Genomic DNA, 22,009 nt, shown 5'->3' on the forward strand with positions numbered 1-22,009 from the left:
AGTTTTAGTTAGTTTGTTGAAGGCAGCCATAGCATTATGTTATGGCTGCTCTTTTTTGGAATACATTGGTTTGAAAAAGCTTTTCGTCCAAGAAGGGTGAAGGGGCCTAAACCAAGCACTGTGCCTTCCTTAATTTTGCCTAACGTTGGATTTCTGTTCCATAAATTCGGTAGGGGTCATGTTAAACAGTTCCCGAAAGGTCTTGCTAAAATAGGCCGTGGAATTAAAACCGCTCATATAGGTCACCTCCTTTATGGAGTATTGGTTGTTCTGTAATAATTCGGAGGCGTACCTTAATCTTATGGTACGTATAAAGTGGCTGGGGTTATTACCCGTTAGCGAATTTATTTTTCGGTAGAGTTGGGATCTGCCAACACCCAATTCTTTGGAGAGGTCTTCTTGCTTAAAATCCATGTTACTGATATTCTTGATGATGGTCTTCGTGGCCTTGTCCAAAAACACCTCGTCTATATTATTTGATGTTACCTCCGAAGATGGAAACAAACCTCCAATTTCCGCAAAACGTTCCCTTAACCTATTTTTGGTCGCCAGTAAATTGCTGATCCTGGCCTTCAACACACTGGTTACAAAGGGTTTGGCCAGATAGCCATCGGCACCACTTTCATATCCTTCTATCCGATCGTTGTCCAAGCTTCTTGCCGTTAGCAGAAGTACAGGAATATGGCAGGTATCGAAATCCTTTTTTATTTCCTTACATAGTTCAAAGCCATCCATTTTGGGCATCATGACATCGCTAATAATTAGATCTGGAAAGATTTTTTTGGCAATTTTCAACCCTTTTCTACCATTTTCCGCTTCTTTAATGTCGTATTCATCCTGTAGATCGGAAGCAAGGTGCCTACGCAATTCATTATTGTCCTCTACGATTAGCACGGTAGGCAATTTTGTATTTTTGTCCTTAACTTTTTTTGTTATTGGGGTTGGGTCACTACCAGCAATACTCATTTCATATTCCACCGCATTCATAGAGTTGATAAGGAATTCGTTTTTTATATTCTCAACGTTTTCCGGTTCCAAATCATAGTTTAAAGGCAGTTTTACGGTGAATTTGGTTCCCTTCTTACGTTGACTTTCCACCGTTATTTCACCTTTGTGGATACCAACCAAAGCCTTGGTAAAATTCAATCCTATTCCGGTGCCAGATGTTGTACTATCCGGGTGATAGAACCTACTAAAAATATTTTTTAGCTGTTCCTTGTCCAAGCCCACCCCACTGTCGGAAATAATTATCTCAACATATTCTTCCAGACTCTCCTTTTTGGACCAAAACCTTTGCTTTCTTTTATCCGTGGATGATCTTTTGTTTACCGAAACCTTAATGGAGCCTCCTCTTTCCGTAAATTTTATAGCATTGGAAATTAAATTGGTAATTATTTTTTCTACTTTGTCAAAATCAAATAGGGTAGTCAAATTTGGGGAATCGGCCTCAAAACTATAGTTCAAGTCTTTTCTCGTAGCCAATGTTTCGAAAAGGGAGAAAATGTCTTCGCAGAATTTGGCAATATTACCTTTTTCCAATTGCAAGGGGGACATGCCCACATCCATTTTTCTATAATCCAATAATTGGTTTACAAGGTGTAATAGTCTCCGGGCACTACGTTGAATGGTCAATGCCGAAGATTTAACGGCATCGGAATCTGGAACACTGGATAGAATTTTATCTACCGGATTTAAGATCAATGTTAATGGCGTTCTAAACTCGTGGGAGACATTTACGAAGAATTCCAGTTTGGTTTTATCAAGTTCCCTTCTCTGGGAGGCCTTTACCCTTAACGTATAAAAATTAATAAGTGTCCAAAATAGGAGTCCCCCAGCAATGATGTAAATAATTTTCATCCACCAAGTCTGCCAAAAAGGAGGCAAGATTTTGATATCAATTCTCGAGGATTCGGCATTTTCCCATTGGCCGTCCAATGAAGCTTTCACCTCAAAGGAATAATCCCCGGGTTTTAGATTGGAGAGGTTTACTACCCTGTTGTTCCCTGTATCTATAAAATCATCATCCAATCCATCCATTTTATAGGCATATTGTACCAATTCTGGATTTTCATAATTGAGCGCAACAAACTCGAAGGAAATATAATTTTCATCGTACTTCAAAGTGATTTCCCCCACTTCGTTGATCGCTTTGTTAAGGAGCACCCTTCCGTTCACGGAATCGCTTGGATAGATTTTTGTGTTATTAAGCTTAAAACTCGTTATGTACGGACTAAGCTTTGTTACCGATTGTAGCTCAAAATTGTTGGGATCGAAAATATTAAAACCGTTAATGCCTCCAATTATAATGCGCCCGTCCTTGGTCTTTTCTATGGATTTACTTTGGTATTCCAAGCCCTGAAGACCATCGTGTTCGTTAAAATTTCTAAATTGATGCGTAATGGGATTCAATAAGGACAGCCCACTTTTTGTGGTTATCCAAAAATTATGGTTGTTATCTTCCTTGATTCCTACAACCAAATTATTAGGGAGTTCGTTTTGGGTAGTATAAGGCCTTATTGTTTTTAGATCTTCATCAAGTTTAAAGATTCCATTGTCCGTTCCCAACCAAATATTTCCCAAATGGTCCTCGGTTATATAATTTATTCCAGTTCCTTCAATACCATTTTCTTTTATTACCGAGAATTCCATTTCATCTGGAGCTAATTCTTCCAGTTTATCCAGCTCTAAATAATTTAATCCAAGAGATGTACCAATCAGCAAACGATTTTTAGAATCGATAAAGAGACAAAACACAAAATTACTGGCAAGTCCATTCTCTATATATGCCGTATTTTTATAGTTCTTAAATTGTCCGGTACTGGGGTCCAACAAACTTAAGCCCTCTGTTCTGAGTCCAAACCAAAGTCTATGTCTGTTGTCCTCGACCCCTGTCCAAACAGAGCTTTCGCCAATAGAATTGGGGTCCGATGAATTATGGAGATACTGTTTGAAAGTCTTGAGTTCAGGATCAAATTTATTTACCCCCCCATCCAAGGTACATACCCAAATATGGCCGCTGGACGATTCAAAAGTATACAGTATTTTATTGGAGCTTAGGGAATTGGGATTCTTGGGCTCATGGCTATAGTGGGTATAGGTTAAATTCTTCTCATCAAATAGGTTAAGTCCGCCGTTATAGGCGCTGAGCCAAATTCTTTCCTTCGAATCCTGTAATACTGCTTGGATTATCTTTTCGTTGAGCCCCTTAGGGTTATTTGGCTGATAATAATAATGGCCGAAGAAATATTTTGTGGGGTCTAATTTGCTAACCCCCTTGTCATAACTTCCTATCCATAAAATATCATTCTTGTCTTCGTAGATAACCGAGGGTTTATCATTGGGTATCGAAAATGGATCAAAAGGATCGTTTAAAATATTTTGGATGGGGTTTATATTGCCCTTTTCAAAAAGGAATATTCCATGACCGTCCGTTGATACCCATACAATCCCGTTTTTATCTTGGTAAAAATCCCTAATGGGAACATCACCTTCCACCAAGGAGAGAGGAGTAAATTGATTATCCTTTTTGGTCCAAAGTATTATGTTGGATAAGTTATTGCCGATCCAAAAATCGTTATTGGAGTCTATGTATACATTTTTGGGTAAATGGTTTAGCTCATAGGGCTCGGGGACATTGATGTAGGTTCTATTAAAATTATCCGTTTCTGGATCGTATCGATTTAGATATTGCCCGTTGGTCACAAACCATAGGGCATTTTGTCTATCCTTTATTATGAAATTTACACTGTTGTTGTCCAGGGAGTTAGGGTTAGAGGCTATATTGGAATAATAGGAGAAACTCAACTTCTTGCCATCACTCGGGTTATCCTGTAAATCAATTTTAATGACCCCATTATTGGTGGCTACCCACAGGGTATTGGTGGCCAATTCATACCAGAGATCGTTTATTATTTTTCTAGGGCTTTTGGACAGTGATTGTTCACCGTATAAGTTGATACGATGAAACCTATTGGTCTTTTTATCCAAGTAATTGAGACCGTTGCTCGTACCCACCCAAAGATTCCCAAATTTGTCCTCGCTTATGGCATTAATTCTATTATTACTTATTGAGGTGGAATCGTTTAAGACAGACCGGTAAATTTCAAACCCATAACCGTCATATTTATTTAGACCATCAATGGTTCCGAACCACATAAATCCGTCGCTATCCTGAAAAATGGCCGCACAGGTACTGCTGGAAAGTCCATCTATAGTATTTAGATTTTCAAATTTGAGATTGTTGAATTGGCCCACTAAGGAATGGGATAAAAAACAAGCCAAAATAATTGCATATACGCGTAGGATCATTGCTTACAATTGATTGTTTAAAACTACTGGTCAAGACCTATGAATTTGAGATATTTGTATCGTAATTACAAGGGGGTGTACTACAAGTTCCAGGCTACAATATAAGCACAATTAAATATACCTATATTAAACGAACATACTGTTTTATTACAATGGCATTGTTCAAAACAAAGGATTAAAGGGCATGGTCAAATTTAGGGGTTTCCTTTGGGGCAACAAACCAGTCCTAAAATATGAACGTTTAGAGTTTCATTTGAGATCATTTATAACTACTTAACTATTCCCTCCTACCAGTATGCAAAACGGAAAAGGCACTACCACCGGTTAAATTTACGGCATTTTTTTTAAGCTATTTGCAGAGAGGTACAATCTAAATTTAATATGTATATTTAAAAGTATATTTTCTGGGATCAATGCTGGTTTTGCATTTGGGAATGTGGCCTCCAACTTTTATGGACTTTCATTTCCTTGCTTTTTTGGTGAAGGATTTTGTTTAAAGGAATATATAAAAGCAATAGTCATTCTTTAATTAAATGGGCATGAATTATAAGACAAGTTCATTGTTTAAATGTCAACTAATAGGCCTTGGCTTAGTACTAAGTATAGTAGGATGTAAGGAAAAGCGGGAAAATACCGATATAAATGGATCCGAGGATATTAGTATTGAGCAAAAAAAAGGATTGTACCAAAGTACGGAATTTACCAAACCTGCCCTCTTTCCGTCTGGAATAGAGGGACCTGCGGTGGATGCCAACGGAATTTTGTATGCCGTTAATTTTGACAGTACTGGAACCATTGGCAAAGTTGATTCCAATGGCAAAGCTTCCTTATTTGTTAATCTCCCCGAGGGTAGTATTGGTAATGGGATCCGTTTTAATAGCAAGGGAGATATGTTTATAGCCGATTATACCATGCACAATATTTTAAAGGTGGATATGGATACCAAAGAAATAAGCGTGTTTGCCCATAACGCTGATATGAACCAGCCGAATGATGTTGCCATAATGGACAATGATATACTTTTCGCCAGTGATCCCGATTGGAAAAATTCGAAGGGACAAATATGGAGGATAGACACCGATGGTACAATAAGTCTGTTAGAAGGGAATATGGGAACCACCAATGGGATAGAAGTTAGTCCAGACAACAAAACACTTTACGTTAACGAATCGGTGCAACGCAATGTATGGGCCTACGATCTTTCACCAACTGGGGATATAAGCAAAAAACGCCTACTGATCAAATTTGAGGATTTCGGAATGGATGGCATGCGCACCGATGTGCAAGGTAATCTGTACATCACAAGGCATGGAAAAGGGACAGTGGTAAAGGTGTCGCCCAAAGGTGAAATTCTAAAGGAAGTGCAATTAAAGGGCAAAACCTCTTCCAATATTGCCTTTGGAGGTAAAGATGGTACTATGGCCTTTGTAACACTTCAAGACAATGGTAATTTTGAAACTTTCGACACAGAACATCCAGGAAGGGAATTTGTAATGAATAAGTAGATTTTAGGCATTCAATATACAGTAATACCAATGTAAAATTGTTTTGGCAGTTTCTGCCAAGGCTCTAGAATTCCGGTTTCCTATAGTTGGTTCAACAATTGTATGGGCAACTATTTTAGGATGGAGAAATTTTCATATATTCATGTTTCCGGCAATAGACAGTTAAAAAACAAGCTTTTAGAAGGTTTCGAGTATCATTGGCCGCAAATCAGAATTTCAATTTAGAACACAGATAATCATAAATTTTTAAACCATGGAAAACAAAACAACATCAAGAAGGGCATCATTTAAAAAATTAGGAATGGGCTTGGCTGCTATATTTGGAATAGGCACGGCTTCTAGGGCAATGGAAGGAGGTTCAAAACCAAAAAAGGAGGTAGTGGGAGACATCGTTATGGATCAGGACATCCCTTTGTTTTCCGGTGGGGTAAAACATGGAAATACCCTATATATAGCGGGTAAAGGCGCACATGTGGAACCTTTTGAGATCAAGGCACATACCGAGATTGTTTTACAGGAGTTGGAAAAAGAGCTGAAAAAGCATGGCTCTTCCATGGAAAAGGTGCTCAAAGTAAATGTGTATTTGGCAGATTTGGCCGATTATAAGGGAATGAACGAAGTATTCAGGGGGCGTTTTGGACCAAATCCTCCTGTAAGGACCACCGTGGCTACCTATGGGGGCGTACCTGGAAATTCTTTGGTTGAAATGGACTGTATAGCTGCCTTGGACTAAAAGATGTATAAACATATAAGGATTATGAAGTTCAATTTTATTTTACGGTTCCTTTGTTTTTTTGCTTTGAATTCCGTCGTTTTCGGACAGACCCTTCCCAAGGAGGAACTAATTTTTCTGACCTCCGAATGGAAAGGGGAACGCTTTGATGACGGTCGCCCAAAAATTCCGGACGATCTTTTGGAACGGGCAAAAAAAATTGGGATAGATGATGCATGGACCGTCCTGGAAAACGAAGGATATAAAAATCAGTTCGAAGGCAATTGGAAAATGGTGCATGATGAGGTTCCTGTGGTAGGCAGGGCACTTACTGCCCTGTTTATGCCCAGCAGGCCCGATGTGGAGAAGAACATCAAGGAAAGAGGAATAAATTCCCAAGGGAGGAAGGGCAACACCAATTCATGGCCTATAGAGGTACTTACCAAAGGAGACGTTTATGTGGCAGATAGTTTTGGCAAGATCGATGCGGGTACCCTCATTGGTGCTACCCTGGCAACTTCCATTTACAGTAAGTCCGGCAATGGAGTAGTTTTTAACGGTAGCGCAAGGGATTTGGAAAGTATAAGCCAGATCAAAGGATTTAATGCCTTTGTCCGCGATTTTCACCCGTCTTTTTTGGAGGAAGAAGTACTTATGGGTCTCAATACCCCAATACGTATTGGTCAGGTAATGGTTTTGCCGGGAGACCTTGTTTTGGCAAAGAGGGAAGGCGTACTCTTCATTCCTGCCCATTTGGCCGAACAGGTAGTGGGTACCGCCGAATTTGTGGCCCTTAAGGACCAGTTTGGTTTTGAAATGGTAAAGACTAAGAAATATTCTACAGGAGAGATAGATAGTGATTGGAACGAAAAGCTAAAAGCGGAATTCTTTGAATGGTTGGACAAACACCCGGAATTGATAAAAATGTCCAAGGAGACTTTGAACAAGATTTTAAGTAAAAGAACATGGTAGTCCAAGCACGCAATTTAATCATAAGTATTAAGAGCTGCTGTATCATGGCCGTTATCCCCTTGATAGTTTTGATTGGCTGTAAGCAAAAAGTGGATCAAAGCCCAACTAAGGTTATGGGGGAGGAACAAGTTCAAATTACCATCGATGAAGTTCAACAGGCCGTGTCCATTTTTAATGAAGCTATGGTGAATCCTACGGTGGAACTCATGGACGGCCTATGTGCGGACGAGCTTACTTACGGGCATTCCAGTGGACTTATCCAGAACAAGGCAGAATTTATAGACGATATTGTTAACGGGCCATTCGATTTTTTGTCATTGGAAGCTGCAGATCAGTCGATCCACATTTCGGGCAATACAGCCATAGTCCGCCATATTTTCCTGGCCAAGGGCACCAATGCCGGGGAGGCTGCGGATGTCCGTATAGGCAATGTACAGGTATACCAAAAAGACAAGCAGGGTAAACTTAAGCTTTTGGCCAGACAGGCCTATAAATTGCCAAACTAACTAAACTACCTAAACCGACCAATTTTGAAAAAACCAACTATTTATTCCATATGCCTTGGCGTGGCTGCTATATTGCTGCTAGTTGTTCTGGGCATGATCCTTACACATAACCTAGAAAATGCAGGTCTTTTAATAATGGCCTTTTTTGCACTTCTGGCCGTTGGCTTCAGTGGTTATAAATCTTTGAACAGTTATGTTTTTACTGCCTCCATATTTGCTGGGGTAGCCCTTGCCCTATATTATCCACAATACTTTCTGCAAATAGGCGATTTTAAGCTCACGGCCTTAATTATACCCTTGATCCAGCTGATCATGTTCGGCATGGGAACCTCCATGAGGATTAGTGATTTTGCGGAAGTTATCAAGTCTCCCAAAGGCGTTATGGTCGGGGTCACCGCACAGTTGGGGATTATGCCGATTATGGGCTTTGCACTGGCTAAATTTAGCAATTTTCCACCGGAGATAGCCGCTGGAATTGTGTTGATAGGGTGTTCCCCCAGTGGGGTAGCGTCCAATGTAATGGCCTATTTGGCCAAGGCCAACCTGGCCCTCTCCATCACTATAACCTCTATCTCAACACTTTTAGCCCCCTTTGTTACCCCGCTATTAATGAAATTGTTGGCAGGCGAATTTATAGAAATTGATGTACTGGACATGATGTGGAGTATTGTAAAGATGATTATACTGCCCTTGGGTGCCGGACTTCTGCTAAACCGTTTGAGGGGGGATAAGGGGAAATGGTTGGACAAGGCTCTTCCCGTAATTTCTATGTTGGGGATCGGTCTTATAATTGTGGTAATAACGGCAGCGGGAAGGGATAGCCTTTTGGATATTGGCGGAATCTTAATGTTATTGGTACTGATCCATAATTTATTCGGCTATATGCTAGGGTATTGGTATGCCCGACTATTGAGATTGAATGAGCAGGATTCACGAACCATTGCTTTGGAGGTGGGGATGCAGAACGGAGGCCTTGCTTCGGGCATCGCAAATTCATTGGGTAAGATAGCCACAATGGGTCTGGCACCGGCGGTATTTGGACCACTAATGAATATAACCGGATCTATTTTAGCTTCCTACTGGCACAAGAGACCTCCAAAAGAGGGACATTGATTCAAATATTAAAGTTAAATTTGGCCCAACTAGAAATATTTGAATTACAAGTTGATTGATTATGAGTAAAATTTATGGGTGCTTACTACTATTGGTGATAGTTGGTTGTGGTAAGAAGGAATACAAGGATAAGATTTATGTAAAACCAGAAATTGTAAGGGAAGCTCCGTCAGATTTTCTTTCTCCCGAGGAAAGTCTTGAAAAGTTTTATCTGCCCGAAGGATATAAGATAGAACTGGTGGCATCCGAACCTATGGTAAACGAACCGGTGGCTATAGCTTGGGACGGAAACGGCAAGATGTATGTGGCCCAAATGGACACCTATATGCAAAATGTGGATGCCATTGGTGAAGATGAACCTATCAGTCAGATAAAACTTCTGGTAGACCTGGATGGGGATGGAAAAATGGACAAGAGTACCGTCTTTATCGACAGTCTTTTATTACCCAGGATGATTTTGCCCCTCGATGACCGACTTATTGTAAATGAAACCTACTCCTATGATCTATGGAGTTATAGGGATACCGATAACGATGGTGTGGCGGACGAAAAGATCAGGGTTTATGAAAATCCAAAGAGAAGGGGAGGCAACCTGGAACACCAACAGAGTGGTTTGGTTTGGAACTTGGATAATTGGGTGTACACGACCTATAACCCCCTGCGGTTCAGGTTTAACAAAGACGGTGTTCAAGTGGATTCCTTGGTAGGCGGTTCTAGCGGACAATGGGGCCTAACCCAGGACGATTTGGGGAATATGTATTATTCTTCCGCTGGATCCGAAATAGCAGCATATAATTTTCAAATACCTCCAATATATGGTGATTTAAACCCTGAGGGACAGATTTCAGAGGGATTTATGGAGCCTTGGCCAGTGGTTGGTACACCTGATGTTCAAGGAGGTGCAGAATTAAGGTTAAAGCCAGATGGCACCCTTAATAAATTTACCGGGGTTGCCGGACAAGAGATATTTAGGGGCGATAAATTGCCTCCTTCAACCTATGGGGACCTTTTTATTCCGGAACCTGTGGGCAGATTGGTACGTAGGGCGAAAGTAAAAAATGAGAACGGGAAAAAAGTGCTGTACAATGCATATGACGAGGCCGAGTTCTTGGCATCTACAGATTTGAACTTTAGACCTGTACAGGCACAAACAGGACCGGATGGGAGTCTTTATATTGTGGATATGTACCGTGGCATAATCCAGGAAGGAAATTGGACCAGGGAAGGAAGTCATTTAAGACCGGTTATTCTTCGCAAAGGATTGGACAAGAACATAGGTAGGGGAAGAATATACCGTATAGTCCATGAAGACATTAAACCGGCAGGAAAACCAAATCTTTTGGATAAATCCGCAGCTGAACTAGTGGATTATTTAGGACATCCCAACGGATGGTATAGGAATACGGCACAAAAGCTAATTATAATAAAAGGAGATATGGGGGTTGTTCCCAAACTAAAGGAAATAGCCCTGGATAACGAGTCCTTTTGGACAAATAACTTTGGGGACCAGGATTATGCACTCCAAAGGGTTCATGCTCTTTGGACATTGGAGGGGCTCGGAGTTGTAGACAGAAACTTGGTACTCGAAAAGTTCAACGATGAGGATTACAGGGTCCGTATAGCAGCTGTCCGCTTGAGCGAGGAATTTTTGAAGAAGGACGATCAAGGAATTTTGAAGGCATTGGCCCCTTTGCAAAATGATGAGGATATTAATGTGGTAAATCAGTTGGCACTAAGTTTACGATATTCCAAAAGTGCGGAAGCCGAAGAACTATCCAGCTCCATAGGAAAGCAATACGAGGACAATGAAATGGTCACGGCTTCCATTGGCCTGGGAATAAAGGCCAAGGATTCAGATTTTCTAAAATTCAAGGAAAGAATTGCCAACAGTAGTAGAATTCATAAAATAACGGCCTTGGCCGGATATGACATTTACAGGCAGACCTGTGTTACCTGTCATGGTCCTGATTTAAAAGGGGTTCCAAATGGTGAAAATTCCTTGATAGCACCGCCATTAATAGGGTCACCTAGGGTAACGGGTGATAAGGATGTACTTGTAAGTATCCTATTGAACGGATTAACGGGTCCAATAGAAGGTAAGGAATATGGCATTATGCTTCCAATGGGCTCCAATGACGATGAGTGGATCGGTCAAGTAGCTACTTACATCCGTGCCATGAACAGTGCTTCTATGGTCCGCGGAAAAGAAGTAGGTGAGATAAGGGCAAAAAATTCGGACAGGAAAAACTATTGGACATTAAAGGAATTATTGAACTAGTATAAAAGGGGCAAAAGGAGGCTACATAAGTATCCGTTGCCCCTTTAAATTACTTTCCTCCAATTTTTCTATAACGATCATATTTTTAACGGCATCCTCCAAGGGGGTAGGTACTGGGGTGTTATCTTTTGCGGCCAAGGCGAAAAGATCGGCCTGAATGGTGTATTGATTGCAGGTCTCAAATTCAATGGTTTGGCATTCTTCGCCTATAGTGACCCATATTTTGGAAGGCCTGTCTATGGGCGGATTAAAGGGCAGTTCAAATTTTATATTTCCTTTGGTGCCGAAAATTTGTGCTTGTTGATTGTCCGCCAATTGTGTAGCGCTAAAAAATACCGATGTACCAGCTTCAAACTCCAGTATTCCGGAGGCTAGGACATCTACCTTAAATTCGGGATGGTATTCGATTACCGAAGAAATGCTTTTAGGTTCCGAATTGAACAAAAAACGGGAGAGGGAAATTGGATAGCATCCAATATCCATTAAACTACCACCCCCGAACTCCTTATTGTTTACAATGCTATTGGGGTCATCTTCATAAAAGGAGAAAGAAGATTGAATGGTTTTAATGTCACCAATAACTTTTTGGTCCACTAATTCCTTAACCTTTATCCATTGGGGATGATGTCTATACATAAAGGCTTCCATAACCTTTAAGTGCGGGTACTTTTTGGCTTCCTGCAACAATTTTTGGGCTTCTTGGCTAGATAGACCAATAGGTTTTTCAACTAGAACATGTTTGTTCGCCTCCAAAGCCTTAATGGCCCATTGCACGTGCAGATGATTGGGCAATGGTATATAGACGGCATCTACTTCCTTATTGGCCAATAATTCCTCATAGGAACCGTATGGTTTTTCTATTTTAAATGGCTTGGATATGGCTTTGGCCTTTTCCAAATTTCTGGATGCAATAGCATAAACCTCACCATATTGGCAGTTGAGCATAGCCGGTATTACGTGCTCCGTTGCAATATGGGCAGTGCCCAAAATTCCCCATTTAAGTTTTTTGCCCATACTTTTTTATGCGACCTGTGACCCTGCGAACTGGTCTAAATATTCCTTCACCTTTTCCCTTTCCCTATTTTCAAATTTTCTTAATGGAAGGGCCATATGGTCCTCGCAGATATCCATTACCGAAAGGGCACATTTGATGCCCTTGGTTATTCTAGAAGCATTCTTGCCCACGCAATAAATACTACTGTTAACAAAGGCCACCTTATTGCGAAGTATTTTTATATCTTCTAAATTGTTTGCCACAGAGGCATTATATAGATCAACAAATAACTCTGGTAGGAAATTTGCTCCTCCCGCTACGGCTCCATGACCACCATAAATTATAGTTTCCGGTAAAAACAATTCTGTACCTACAATGATGGAAAATTCTGGAGTTTCCTTAAAAGCTTCAATAAGCGAGTAGAAATAGGACATATCACCCGAGCTGTCCTTGATACCTATGGCACCTAATTCCTTAGCCCTTTTTACCGTTTCCAGGGAAAGGTGAAGTTTGGTACAGCTTGGCATATTGTACATCATAACCGGCAAAGACAATTGTGGAATTAAACGCTCCAAATAGTCGATCATTTCTTCTTGGGAAATGGGAAGATAATACGGAGGGGCTACCACCACTGCATCTGCACCAGCGTCTTTGGAGTGGGCTGCAATGTCCAGGGAACCGTTAAAGGAGGTATCGGTTATTCCAACCAGTACAGGAACCCTACCACGGATATATTTACAAGCCTTTGTAATTAGCTCTTTGCGCAATGCATAACTAAGACTGGGAGCTTCCCCGTTGGTGCCTAAAAGGAATATGCCGTGTATACCGCCAGTAATAAGGTGCTCTATAAGCTTTTCCAATCCTTTTTCATCTAAACCACCGTCTGCGTTGAGAGGGGTGACCATTGGGGGAATGATCCCTTTTAATTCTAATGCCATATATTTTCTTTAGTTGGAACAAAGTAAATTTAAAAGGCAAGGGTGTACCACAACTATATTATTTAAAACAGATAATATATTGACCCTTGTGTCTTTTATCCCAAAGTTTTGTCAGAAATTGTTTAGGCCGCATTTATCAAGGTCAATAAATGTTGGACCTTTGGGCCTTAAGCTGGTTTTCGAGCTTAATTATTGTATCTATGTGTTGGTCCGCCAATTTTTTATGTACGGCATCAAAGTGAAGGATAGGATGGCGAACATTGGGCGTGTTGTATATTCCTTGTCGATACAATAGGCGTTTAAAGAAATGTATGGAAATATCCAGGTGTTGATTGGAAAAGGTCAGCACAGGAATAATTTTCCCGAAAAGGGCCTCGGCATCCTCCGTCCTACCTTCTATATACATACGGTAGATGCTGGTGTAAATGAAATGCATTCCAGTGGGCATAAAGGCATGTACACCTCTTTGGAGTCCTTCCATCATTTGGGTAACGGCCCAGCCCCCGCTAACGTTCAATTTCCCTTGGGTAAGTTCTAAAATTCTTGAATATTTCGGACCCGCTGGGACGGTTTCAATTTTTAAACATTGGAATGTAGCCACTTTTTCAAATAAATCTACTATAAGTTCATCCGACAGGCCATAACCGGTAGCATCCCAATCTTGTAGCATAATCACTTCTGGATCAAGCGCCGCCAATTCCATAAAATGATTCTTGAACTGGTTCTCCTCTATATAAGGAATCTGGAATAGAACATTCTTACAGCCCAGTTGTATATAGGCCTTTAGAAGTTCCTTGCTTTTATTTAGATCCGTTTCCCCTGCACCTCCAATAACTGGGATCCTATCCCCTACGGTTTCCAATACTGTCGATAGCATTTCCAATCTTTCCGAATGGGATAATTTATATACTTCTGCGGCCATTGCCGGCACCAATATACCCGCAACTCCGGCCTTTAATGCTTCTTCAACATTGTTCTTTAGGGCTTTATGGTCAATGGTATCCTCTTTGGTAAAGGGCGTATTGAGCACGGTAACAATTCCTTTTAGTGGGAAGAGCTTTTTTTGGGCCAACATGCTATTTTTGTTTAATAAGCCAGACATCGGTTACCCGTGATTGTTTTCTCCAGTTGAGGTGTTCCTCATCGGGCTTGTCAAAGCTGATATTTAATTTGCCATCCTTGATCAGATTTTTAGGTAGGGGAAATTCCTTAAACTCCTCAAAACCTTTTTCATATTTGGTAGGTTTTAGGCGTTCTCCATTGGCTCTTAATAGGGCCTCTCCATAACCTGAAACACGAATTAAATAATTGGAATCGGGATCCAGATCATTGTATTCCAAGGTAGGGGTAAATTGGAACAATTGGGTAGAGAGCCGCTTTCTGCTTATACCATCATTTTCCCATAGAAAATCTATGGCATCATCGGTTTTTGAGGTGACATGCTTGGCATCGGCACTGGAAATATTGTCATAAAAACTGCCTTCTCCGGGAGATTCATAATTTTTAATAAATTCCAATCGCGCTAGCTTTTCGGCTTCCGACTTAAATTCGCCAATTTTATTAAATTCGTCTTCCAGCCACCATCTATTGTTCAAGGGGTAATCTATAAAATCCAAAATGGCCCCTCGTTCAGCACTACGTGCCTGATATTTTTCCACGCTGGTCTGTGCTCCTATAGATTGAAATAGTTTTTCGCCATATTCAAAAACCTTTTCCTTTAGGTCCTGGGAAACCAATTCGGCATCTGCTTTATTAATGTGTTGAAGGGCATCGTTCATAGCCTTATCCGCCCCAATGGTATTGGCCTTGGCCAGTATTTCATATGCCTCGGCCTCCAGCCTTTTTTCATAGGCAAGTCGGTCTTGAATATAAGCGTCGTAATAGGCCCGCATAATTAATTGCTGCCACCTCCAATTATTTGCCAGATCGGGGTTGTTTTCTTCCAAGCCTTTCCATAAAGCCAAGGTCTCTTTTATGGAATTATTTTCCAAAATAGGCCCAAACCAATTTTTTTCCAAGGCGAATATGCCTTGGGCCGCATCTTCGGCCACCTTAGGGCCAAAGAAGAATTGCGCGTATTCATAGATAATATCTTTGGGATTTTTCTTGGAATCCCAACCCAATTGGCTCCATAATACTTTATTAACATCGTCATGTGAACCATCGGAATAGGTAATAAATCCATCGGTATATTTGGTATCCCTGTTAAAAAGTTGGGTGTACATAAGTGGTTGTGGATTGATAGGCTCCCTTCCCAAGGTCAATGCATAGGCTTGATCCCAGTTATCTACTGGATAATGACATCTAACAGTGTGGGTTATGTCTGGATAAAAGCGGTGCAGATATTTTTTCGGTAACATTTCGCGCTCCAGGTCAATAGGGGGGCTACTTGGTCCGTAAACCACACCTTTAAGCCAATCCGGACTTTCTTTGTCTAGGTAATTAAAAAAATAGTCTACTTTTTCCTTATTAAAACCTTGGAGTGAAACCCATATGCCAGCATTTGGATGGTATTTGTGCAGTATTTCCGATAAGGCGTTTAAATAGGGTATGAGCTGGGCAGGATGGTTTTCCCCTGGATCTCCGCCCGGAACAAACACTCCGTCCAATCTTGGACATTTTGCATAAAAGGCCTCTTGTTCTGCAAGTCCGTCCTCATGCGCATTTTTTATGGTCAGGTCATGCGGTGCCGGTGTCCAGACCCAATAATCGGCGTCGTATTTTTCACATATTTTGCTTAGTTCCACTTCCATGATCTGGGGATCTACCTTAAAGTGGGGACTGGAATTTGCTTCCTGAAATGGAATATTTTCAAAACTGTTGGCCCCAAAAAGCACTTGTTCCCTAAAATGTTGATCAAACTGCTCCACGGTCCAAGCGTCCCAGGAATTGGCGGTATTCCTGTAGCCGAACTGGTGTCCGCGAAGCGCATATTCCGGGGATTCCGAAAAATCAATATTGGGGTTCAGCGTAATTTTGCCATTTTCCATTTTGGCCGTTCGTAATAGTTTGCCAATGCCAAAAAGAATGCCCCTAGTGTCCGCACCAATAACCCAAAGAGTATTCTTGTCCCCTTGGTGTTCATGGAAAATACGATAGCCTTCTTTTTTTAATTCGGAGGCATTATCACCCTCAGGTGTGGGTACTTTTGTTCCGAACAATTCCTTTTCATTGGCCAAGGCCAAGGCAATGGTAGTATTGGAATCCCAATTATTGTTTAATCCAAGTTGAAGATCGGTTCGTTTTTTAATTTCTTCGATTAGGATGTTAGCCGCCGTTTCTTGGATCGGAGATTTAATCTGGGCCGATATCACAATGTTTGCTTGGGAAAGGTCCAAGGTTTTAGGCTGTTCCTTTTCGCAAGACAGCATACTGCCAATTCCAATCAATACCAGCCAAAATCTTAATTGTCTTTTCATCTTGTACGACATTTTTATAATAATAATTTTTATAGGGGCGTTGTGCTAATCTATGTCCTTTACACATCGTATTCCCACGGGATAAACGTGTATTTTTTCCGGTAACACATAATAGCGTTGTGAGGTACGAATAAAGGAGTGGTTGTTAAAATTGGATCCGCCCCGCATTACCTTGTAGGTTTCGCCATATTGTTCCATAGGCACCTCGTTGCCGGGGTAGGGTTTATACCAGTCCGATGTCCATTCCCACACACTCCCGGCCATATCATAGCAACCGTAGGGACTCGCAGGTTTGGCAATGGAAGTTCCGCGAGTTTCTTTTTGGTCCCACACAACATAGGTGTTGTCATAGGTATCTCCCCAAGGAAATACGCGGCCGTCGATACCGCGAGCCGCCTTTTCCCATTCTTTTTCCGTGGGCAAACGTTTACCTGCCCATTTAGCATAGGCATCCGCTTTAGACCATGTTACTACCGCGGCATTGTTCTTTTTTTCCGGAGGAAATTTAAAAGTAGGATCAAATTTGGCAAACTCTGAATTGCTCACCTCGTATTTGTCTATAAAGTATGCTTTTGTACTTGCAATTTGTCGGGGCCGTTCATCCGGATCGCCATAGGTACTGCCCATAATGAATTCGCCGGCGGGAACATAAACCATTCCCTCGGGGGGAGTTGGTGTTTCTTGCCCTGTTAGATAAAGAATATGTACAAAAAAAGTTAGGAGTGTTAAACCAGATTTCATTCGCTTCCTATTATTTGTTATTACCATTTTTCATCAATAATACCGTAATACCTACCAAACCAGTAATTTCGGATCATGGCGGCGGCAGTTCGCTCTTCCTCTGAACGAACCAATTTAAAACTGCCATCTTTCTGGGGAATTTTGAATTCCCTGGTATTGCGTTCAAATCCCCACATGTCCTTAATGCCCTGCTTTTTCTCTTCGGTAAAAATGTCCTCCCCAGTGAGTACCTTATAGACCATTAAAAACCAGATATTACTTTCCCAAGTAAATTCCAAATCCTTCCAATCGTACCAATGTCTGTTTAGGTTCATTCGGTATTTGTTGAGTAGATTGGGATCGGTCTCTAAACGCATAATCATATAGAGGGAACGGGCCGCGTGGTAGTCGTCCCCTACATTCCGCCATTCTTTAGGGAATAGTATTTTGGAATTAATCTGGTGGTCGTCATAATGATAGCGGTCTATGAGCATATGGTAGGCGGCATTGTAACGTTCCTTTCCCGTAATATGATGGGTTACCTTAAGCGCGGCCAACATTTCCAATGAGTTGAGTTCTTGGTGCGGAAGGTTGGGGCAAAAGTTGCCCCACAAGGTCATTTTTCCATCTAGGTCCGTAAGTTTAAAATTGTTGTCTACTACCCGTCCTATAAATCTATCCAGGAGGCCTGCTGCTTTCTTCTTATACTCGTCATCCGCACATAGCTCCCAGAAAGTTCCCACACCATAGAAGATGGAAGTAAACTTATCGGCGCTTAAATCGCCCAGCCATCGGTAACCGGGCATGGATGACGATTGGTGCCATTCATGGTACCAAAAAACTTCTTCGTGCCAAAGGGGTTCGTTGGTCCTATTGAAACTGCGGGCTACCAATCCTTCAACACCGGTTACTTTTTCCAGTTTTAATATAGCCTCGAAGATGTCATTGGCTATTTTCCTGTCCTTTGGGTCTCCGGTGATAGCATACTTATGGGAGTAGGCAGCCAGCATTTCGGAAGTGGGATCAAGGCAATCGGCCTGGGAACCTACAATGGGCCGCTCCAGTCCGGCAGGGGGGAAAATGACGTGTTGCATTATGGCGCCTTCGTTCCAATGGTTTCCAAGCATCAACCTGTCAAACATTTCCACCTTTTTGTACAGGGGGTCTGTTTTCTTTGGAAATTCATTTACTTTTTGGGCAAGCAGGCCATGGTTTATAAAAATGAAAACCGAAACCAAGGGCAATAAAGAATATTTAAACATGGCTAGTTCCTATTTGTGAGTATTTATGTTTTTGGTTTAAATTGATTTTATCCTGAATTCCATACGGCCCTCTATTCCCTAGGTTGTTCATTAATAAGGGGCATTAAGCGCATTTATTCTTTTTTCATTCCATTAATGCAATAATATTAACTCATTTTAATCAATAAAACCAATTAAATATTAGATTGGGGTAATATATAATGTATATTAAGTAATATATATTATATGACAATTGCAAAGTGTACTTCTAATAAGCCTAGGACTGTGGAACCGTGGAAATTTCGGCTCCCATTTGGAGTTTATATTTTGAACCCCTTTGTTGTTCCCCGGAGGCTTTTTTGGTTTTAAACTATCTGGAAGTTAATGTATTAAGAATGGAATATTTTTGATGGAAAAAGGCCAAGTGTAACAAAAGTTGCTGTAGACATTAAAAGCCTGTCCTATCTTTACACTATAAATGTTTTGGTTGGTTGTATAAGGAAACGGTCATTGTAAAAGGTGGCGGTTTCCTTTTTTAAACAACTACCTTGGAATAACTCAAAAAAGAATTATTATGTCTATTTTTAGTACACTTTTCGGAACAAGCCAAGAGAAATCGGATAAAATTGAAATATTGAATAAAGCTGACTATTCAGCGGCCATAGCTGGTAAAAAAGTACAGCTTATAGATGTTCGTACACCTAATGAATATGGTGGTGGGCACATAAAAAATGCCGTAAATGTTGATTTTTTTAATACATCGGGCTTTGAAAAATATTGCGAAAAAATGTCCAAGGATAAACCCGTGTACCTATATTGTCGTTCGGGTGCCAGGAGTCAGAAAGCAGCACGTAAATTGATCGGCATGGGTTTTGAAAAAGTATATGACCTGAAAGGTGGCTACATGTCTTGGAGATAATTTCGTAGATAACAGGAATTTATAAATTAGCTTTAAATAAGCGCTATGTAAACGCTATGAAATTATCCCTAATTGTTCAAAATATTAAATGTGCGGGTTGTGCTAAAACAATTACCACCAAATTATCGGAATTGGATAATATTAAAGAGGTTATGGTGGATGTAAATTCCGGAACGGTTTCTTTTGAATCCAAGAACGTTGAGTCCACCCAAAGACTAAGGGACTCTCTTAAAGCTATGGGCTATCCTACGGTTGATGCCAAAAACGGCTTGGGAGATAGGGCCAAATCCTTTCTTAGCTGTGCAGCCGGAAGGATGATGAAGGAATAAATCCAAAAATATTAGCTTTATGAAGTATCTATCTTTCTTTACCATCCTTTTAATGACCCTAGTAAGCTGTAAGGAGGCTAAAAATGCAGAAACTAAACCTGTGGACACAAAGCTAGAAAGCGCATCTTCTGAACAGGAAAAGATACATCCAGGCAAGAAGATTATTGAGACAGAGTGCTATTTATGTCACAATCCTAAGGCATCGGAAGTCAGTATGATTGCGCCTCCCATGGTGGCCATAAAAAAGCACTATATAGATTCAACCACTACCAAGGAACAATTCATAAAAGCTATGGTAGATTGGATTAATGATCCGCAAGAAGAAAAATCCAAAATGCCTGGAGCACTAAATCGATTTGGGATAATGCCCTATCAACCCTATCCCGAAGAAACCATTAGCCTGATTGCCGAATACATGTATGACTATGAAATTGCACAACCAGAATGGTTCGATGATCACTTTCAGAGGGAGCATGGTATAAGACTGGGCAAAGGAAAAGGAATGGGCAATGGTCCCAAACATGGAGTACAAACGGATTATGGGGATATAGGACTTGGTTATGCCTTGGCTACAAAAGCTTCGCTGGGGAAAAATCTAATGAAGGCCATACAGGAAAAAGGAACGGATGGGGCGGTAGCATTTTGTAACCTCCGGGCCATAGAATTGACGGATAGTATTTCAGTGATGAACAATGCCCAGATCAAGCGGGTTTCCGATAAACCCAGAAACCCAATCAATAAGGCCAATGGAGAGGAACTGGGATATATTGCTACTTTTAAGGAGCAGGTTGCATCCGGTTTGGAAGTTGATCCCATAGTAATTCCCGGTAACGAAGAAGTAACGGTATATTATCCTATAACTACAAATGCCATGTGCCTCCAATGCCATGGGAAACCCAAAGACCAGGTGAAGCCTACTACTATGGCCACTTTAAGAAAATTATACCCGGAAGATAAGGCCGTTGGTTACGATGTAAATGAGGTTCGTGGAATATGGAGTGTGGTTTTTGATAAAAACAAGTAGTAGTTCTTTTTGTTCGATTGAAAGAATGCCCTAGGGCTATCAAGTTATAGTGAAATTTAAACCTGTCAATTGATTTGTGGAGTTTACGAGAGTGGTACTGCTTAATGGCGCTGGTATTTCGGATATTTATACACAGCTAACAAAAAACTTGGTGTTTACTATCTAATTGAATGTCCTGGCAGCTATTCGTAATAAAAAATTAGCCAATGGAAAACAACCACCATAACAACCATTTACAACCAGAAGAGTCACGTTTTCTAAGTGGGCCTCGTTCCAGGTTTAAAGAACTGCTTTTCACCTTTAAGGTACAATACAGCTTTATTAGGGCTTTTCGGAAAATGCACTTTATAGGTCCCTGCGTAACGGTTTTTGGATCGGCCAGATTTGACGTTACCAATCCTTTTTACAAAAAGGCAGAAGAGGTAGGTGCCGCTTTGGCCAATATGGGCTTTACGGTGATGACGGGCGGAGGTCCAGGTATTATGGAAGCTGCCAATAAAGGCGCTTATGAAGCGGGTGGTTATTCTGTAGGATGTAATATAATTTTGCCCTTTGAACAAAAACCAAACCCCTATCTACATAAATGGATCAACATAAGATATTTTTTTGTCCGGAAGTTCCTGTTGATAAAGTACTCCTACGCCTTTGTGGTTATGCCCGGTGGCATGGGCACCTTGGATGAGCTTTTTGAATCCATTACTTTGATTCAAACGAAGATGATCCAAAATTTCCCCGTGGTCATTTTTGGGTCTGAATACCATAAGGAGCTCTGTGAACACATAAGGATTATGGCGGAGAACGAAAGTATAAGCCCAAAAGACATGGAGTTGTTGTTCGTAACCGATTCTGTGGTGGAGATGGTAGAACACATTAAAACCCATGCTATTCAAAGGTTTAAATTAGTTAAAAAACCGCAGCGTCCTAGTTGGTGGTTTGGGGAAGAATAAGAAGGTTCCTCATTTTTACCAAAATCTCTCCGATAAAGCTCAGATTATTATAATCCCCTTAACTATTGATAGGAATTAAGAGCA

General features: G+C 40.9%; 17 protein-coding genes. 10 read left to right on the forward strand and 7 right to left on the reverse strand.

Going from position 1 to position 22,009, the window contains the following annotated elements:
• Positions 1–129: 129 nt before the first annotated feature.
• The gene (locus tag BUA60_RS02800) at positions 130–4,308 is read right to left on the reverse strand and encodes a hybrid sensor histidine kinase/response regulator transcription factor (RefSeq protein WP_072860207.1); all 4,179 of its coding nucleotides are present in this window, start codon (positions 4,306–4,308) and stop codon (positions 130–132) included.
• Positions 4,309–4,847: 539 nt separating this feature from the next.
• On the opposite strand from BUA60_RS02800, the gene BUA60_RS02805 reads away from it, so the two are divergent.
• From BUA60_RS02805 to BUA60_RS02830, 6 genes are all read left to right on the forward strand, one after another.
• Positions 4,848–5,813 (forward strand): SMP-30/gluconolactonase/LRE family protein, encoded by a 966-nt coding sequence (locus BUA60_RS02805; protein ID WP_084532503.1) that lies wholly within the window; start codon positions 4,848–4,850, stop codon positions 5,811–5,813.
• Between the two features lie 253 nt (positions 5,814–6,066).
• Positions 6,067–6,546 carry a RidA family protein gene (locus BUA60_RS02810; protein WP_072860208.1) on the forward strand — a complete coding sequence of 160 codons (480 nt, stop codon included), beginning with the start codon at positions 6,067–6,069 and terminating at the stop codon, positions 6,544–6,546.
• A gap of 24 nt (positions 6,547–6,570) precedes the next feature.
• Positions 6,571–7,497, forward strand: coding sequence for an RraA family protein (locus BUA60_RS02815; RefSeq protein ID WP_072860826.1), 927 nt, complete (start codon positions 6,571–6,573; stop codon positions 7,495–7,497).
• Between the two features lie 44 nt (positions 7,498–7,541).
• Positions 7,542–8,003 (forward strand): nuclear transport factor 2 family protein, encoded by a 462-nt coding sequence (locus BUA60_RS02820; protein ID WP_072860209.1) that lies wholly within the window; start codon positions 7,542–7,544, stop codon positions 8,001–8,003.
• 24 nt (positions 8,004–8,027) lie between these two features.
• Positions 8,028–9,116, forward strand: coding sequence for a bile acid:sodium symporter family protein (locus tag BUA60_RS02825; RefSeq protein WP_245802488.1), 1,089 nt, complete (start codon positions 8,028–8,030; stop codon positions 9,114–9,116).
• Positions 9,117–9,177: 61 nt separating this feature from the next.
• Positions 9,178–11,394, forward strand: coding sequence for a DUF7133 domain-containing protein (locus BUA60_RS02830; protein ID WP_072860211.1), 2,217 nt, complete (start codon positions 9,178–9,180; stop codon positions 11,392–11,394).
• 21 nt (positions 11,395–11,415) lie between these two features.
• On the opposite strand, the gene BUA60_RS02835 is transcribed toward BUA60_RS02830, so the two are convergent.
• The 6 genes from BUA60_RS02835 to BUA60_RS02860 form a co-directional block, all read right to left on the reverse strand.
• Entirely contained in the window at positions 11,416–12,408 is a 993-nt protein-coding gene (locus tag BUA60_RS02835; RefSeq protein WP_072860212.1) for a Gfo/Idh/MocA family protein, read from the reverse strand.
• 6 nt (positions 12,409–12,414) lie between these two features.
• On the reverse strand, positions 12,415–13,326 hold the full coding sequence (locus tag BUA60_RS02840; protein ID WP_072860213.1) for a dihydrodipicolinate synthase family protein: 912 nt from the start codon (positions 13,324–13,326) through the stop codon (positions 12,415–12,417).
• Between the two features lie 142 nt (positions 13,327–13,468).
• Positions 13,469–14,401 carry a dihydrodipicolinate synthase family protein gene (locus tag BUA60_RS02845; protein ID WP_072860214.1) on the reverse strand — a complete coding sequence of 311 codons (933 nt, stop codon included), beginning with the start codon at positions 14,399–14,401 and terminating at the stop codon, positions 13,469–13,471.
• A gap of 1 nt (position 14,402) precedes the next feature.
• A complete protein-coding gene (locus tag BUA60_RS02850; RefSeq protein ID WP_072860215.1) occupies positions 14,403–16,745 on the reverse strand; it encodes a hypothetical protein in 2,343 nt (780 codons plus the stop codon).
• 45 nt (positions 16,746–16,790) lie between these two features.
• Positions 16,791–17,486, reverse strand: a complete 696-nt coding sequence (locus BUA60_RS02855; protein ID WP_178346955.1) for a formylglycine-generating enzyme family protein — start codon at positions 17,484–17,486, stop codon at positions 16,791–16,793.
• 20 nt (positions 17,487–17,506) lie between these two features.
• The gene (locus BUA60_RS02860; protein ID WP_072860217.1) at positions 17,507–18,727 is read right to left on the reverse strand and encodes a hypothetical protein; all 1,221 of its coding nucleotides are present in this window, start codon (positions 18,725–18,727) and stop codon (positions 17,507–17,509) included.
• A gap of 553 nt (positions 18,728–19,280) precedes the next feature.
• Between BUA60_RS02860 and BUA60_RS02865 the strand changes: the two genes are divergently transcribed.
• The 4 genes from BUA60_RS02865 (at position 19,281) to BUA60_RS02880 (ending at position 21,925) form a co-directional block, all read left to right on the forward strand.
• Positions 19,281–19,625: a rhodanese-like domain-containing protein gene (locus tag BUA60_RS02865; RefSeq protein ID WP_072860218.1), complete on the forward strand. Its 345-nt coding sequence runs from the start codon at positions 19,281–19,283 to the stop codon at positions 19,623–19,625.
• Between the two features lie 56 nt (positions 19,626–19,681).
• Positions 19,682–19,954 carry a heavy-metal-associated domain-containing protein gene (locus BUA60_RS02870; RefSeq protein WP_072860219.1) on the forward strand — a complete coding sequence of 91 codons (273 nt, stop codon included), beginning with the start codon at positions 19,682–19,684 and terminating at the stop codon, positions 19,952–19,954.
• A 19-nt stretch (positions 19,955–19,973) separates the two neighbouring features.
• Entirely contained in the window at positions 19,974–20,978 is a 1,005-nt protein-coding gene (locus tag BUA60_RS02875; protein WP_072860220.1) for a c-type heme family protein, read from the forward strand.
• A 206-nt stretch (positions 20,979–21,184) separates the two neighbouring features.
• Positions 21,185–21,925, forward strand: coding sequence for an LOG family protein (locus BUA60_RS02880; RefSeq protein ID WP_072860221.1), 741 nt, complete (start codon positions 21,185–21,187; stop codon positions 21,923–21,925).
• Positions 21,926–22,009: the final 84 nt, after the last annotated feature.

The organism is Arenibacter palladensis, from assembly GCF_900129275.1.
Lineage (GTDB): Bacteria > Bacteroidota > Bacteroidia > Flavobacteriales > Flavobacteriaceae > Arenibacter > Arenibacter palladensis.

Coding starts and splice junctions, on each gene's coding strand:
- BUA60_RS02855 (WP_178346955.1), bottom strand. CDS start 17,486: ATGAAATCTGGTTTAACACTCCTAACTTTTTTTGTACATATTCTTTAT.
- BUA60_RS02810 (WP_072860208.1), top strand. CDS start 6,067: ATGGAAAACAAAACAACATCAAGAAGGGCATCATTTAAAAAATTAGGA.
- BUA60_RS02830 (WP_072860211.1), top strand. CDS start 9,178: ATGAGTAAAATTTATGGGTGCTTACTACTATTGGTGATAGTTGGTTGT.
- BUA60_RS02805 (WP_084532503.1), top strand. CDS start 4,848: ATGAATTATAAGACAAGTTCATTGTTTAAATGTCAACTAATAGGCCTT.
- BUA60_RS02815 (WP_072860826.1), top strand. CDS start 6,571: ATGAAGTTCAATTTTATTTTACGGTTCCTTTGTTTTTTTGCTTTGAAT.
- BUA60_RS02840 (WP_072860213.1), bottom strand. CDS start 13,326: ATGGCATTAGAATTAAAAGGGATCATTCCCCCAATGGTCACCCCTCTC.
- BUA60_RS02880 (WP_072860221.1), top strand. CDS start 21,185: ATGGAAAACAACCACCATAACAACCATTTACAACCAGAAGAGTCACGT.
- BUA60_RS02875 (WP_072860220.1), top strand. CDS start 19,974: ATGAAGTATCTATCTTTCTTTACCATCCTTTTAATGACCCTAGTAAGC.
- BUA60_RS02870 (WP_072860219.1), top strand. CDS start 19,682: ATGAAATTATCCCTAATTGTTCAAAATATTAAATGTGCGGGTTGTGCT.
- BUA60_RS02835 (WP_072860212.1), bottom strand. CDS start 12,408: ATGGGCAAAAAACTTAAATGGGGAATTTTGGGCACTGCCCATATTGCA.
- BUA60_RS02800 (WP_072860207.1), bottom strand. CDS start 4,308: ATGATCCTACGCGTATATGCAATTATTTTGGCTTGTTTTTTATCCCAT.
- BUA60_RS02820 (WP_072860209.1), top strand. CDS start 7,542: ATGGCCGTTATCCCCTTGATAGTTTTGATTGGCTGTAAGCAAAAAGTG.
- BUA60_RS02865 (WP_072860218.1), top strand. CDS start 19,281: ATGTCTATTTTTAGTACACTTTTCGGAACAAGCCAAGAGAAATCGGAT.
- BUA60_RS02860 (WP_072860217.1), bottom strand. CDS start 18,727: ATGTTTAAATATTCTTTATTGCCCTTGGTTTCGGTTTTCATTTTTATA.
- BUA60_RS02850 (WP_072860215.1), bottom strand. CDS start 16,745: ATGAAAAGACAATTAAGATTTTGGCTGGTATTGATTGGAATTGGCAGT.
- BUA60_RS02845 (WP_072860214.1), bottom strand. CDS start 14,401: ATGTTGGCCCAAAAAAAGCTCTTCCCACTAAAAGGAATTGTTACCGTG.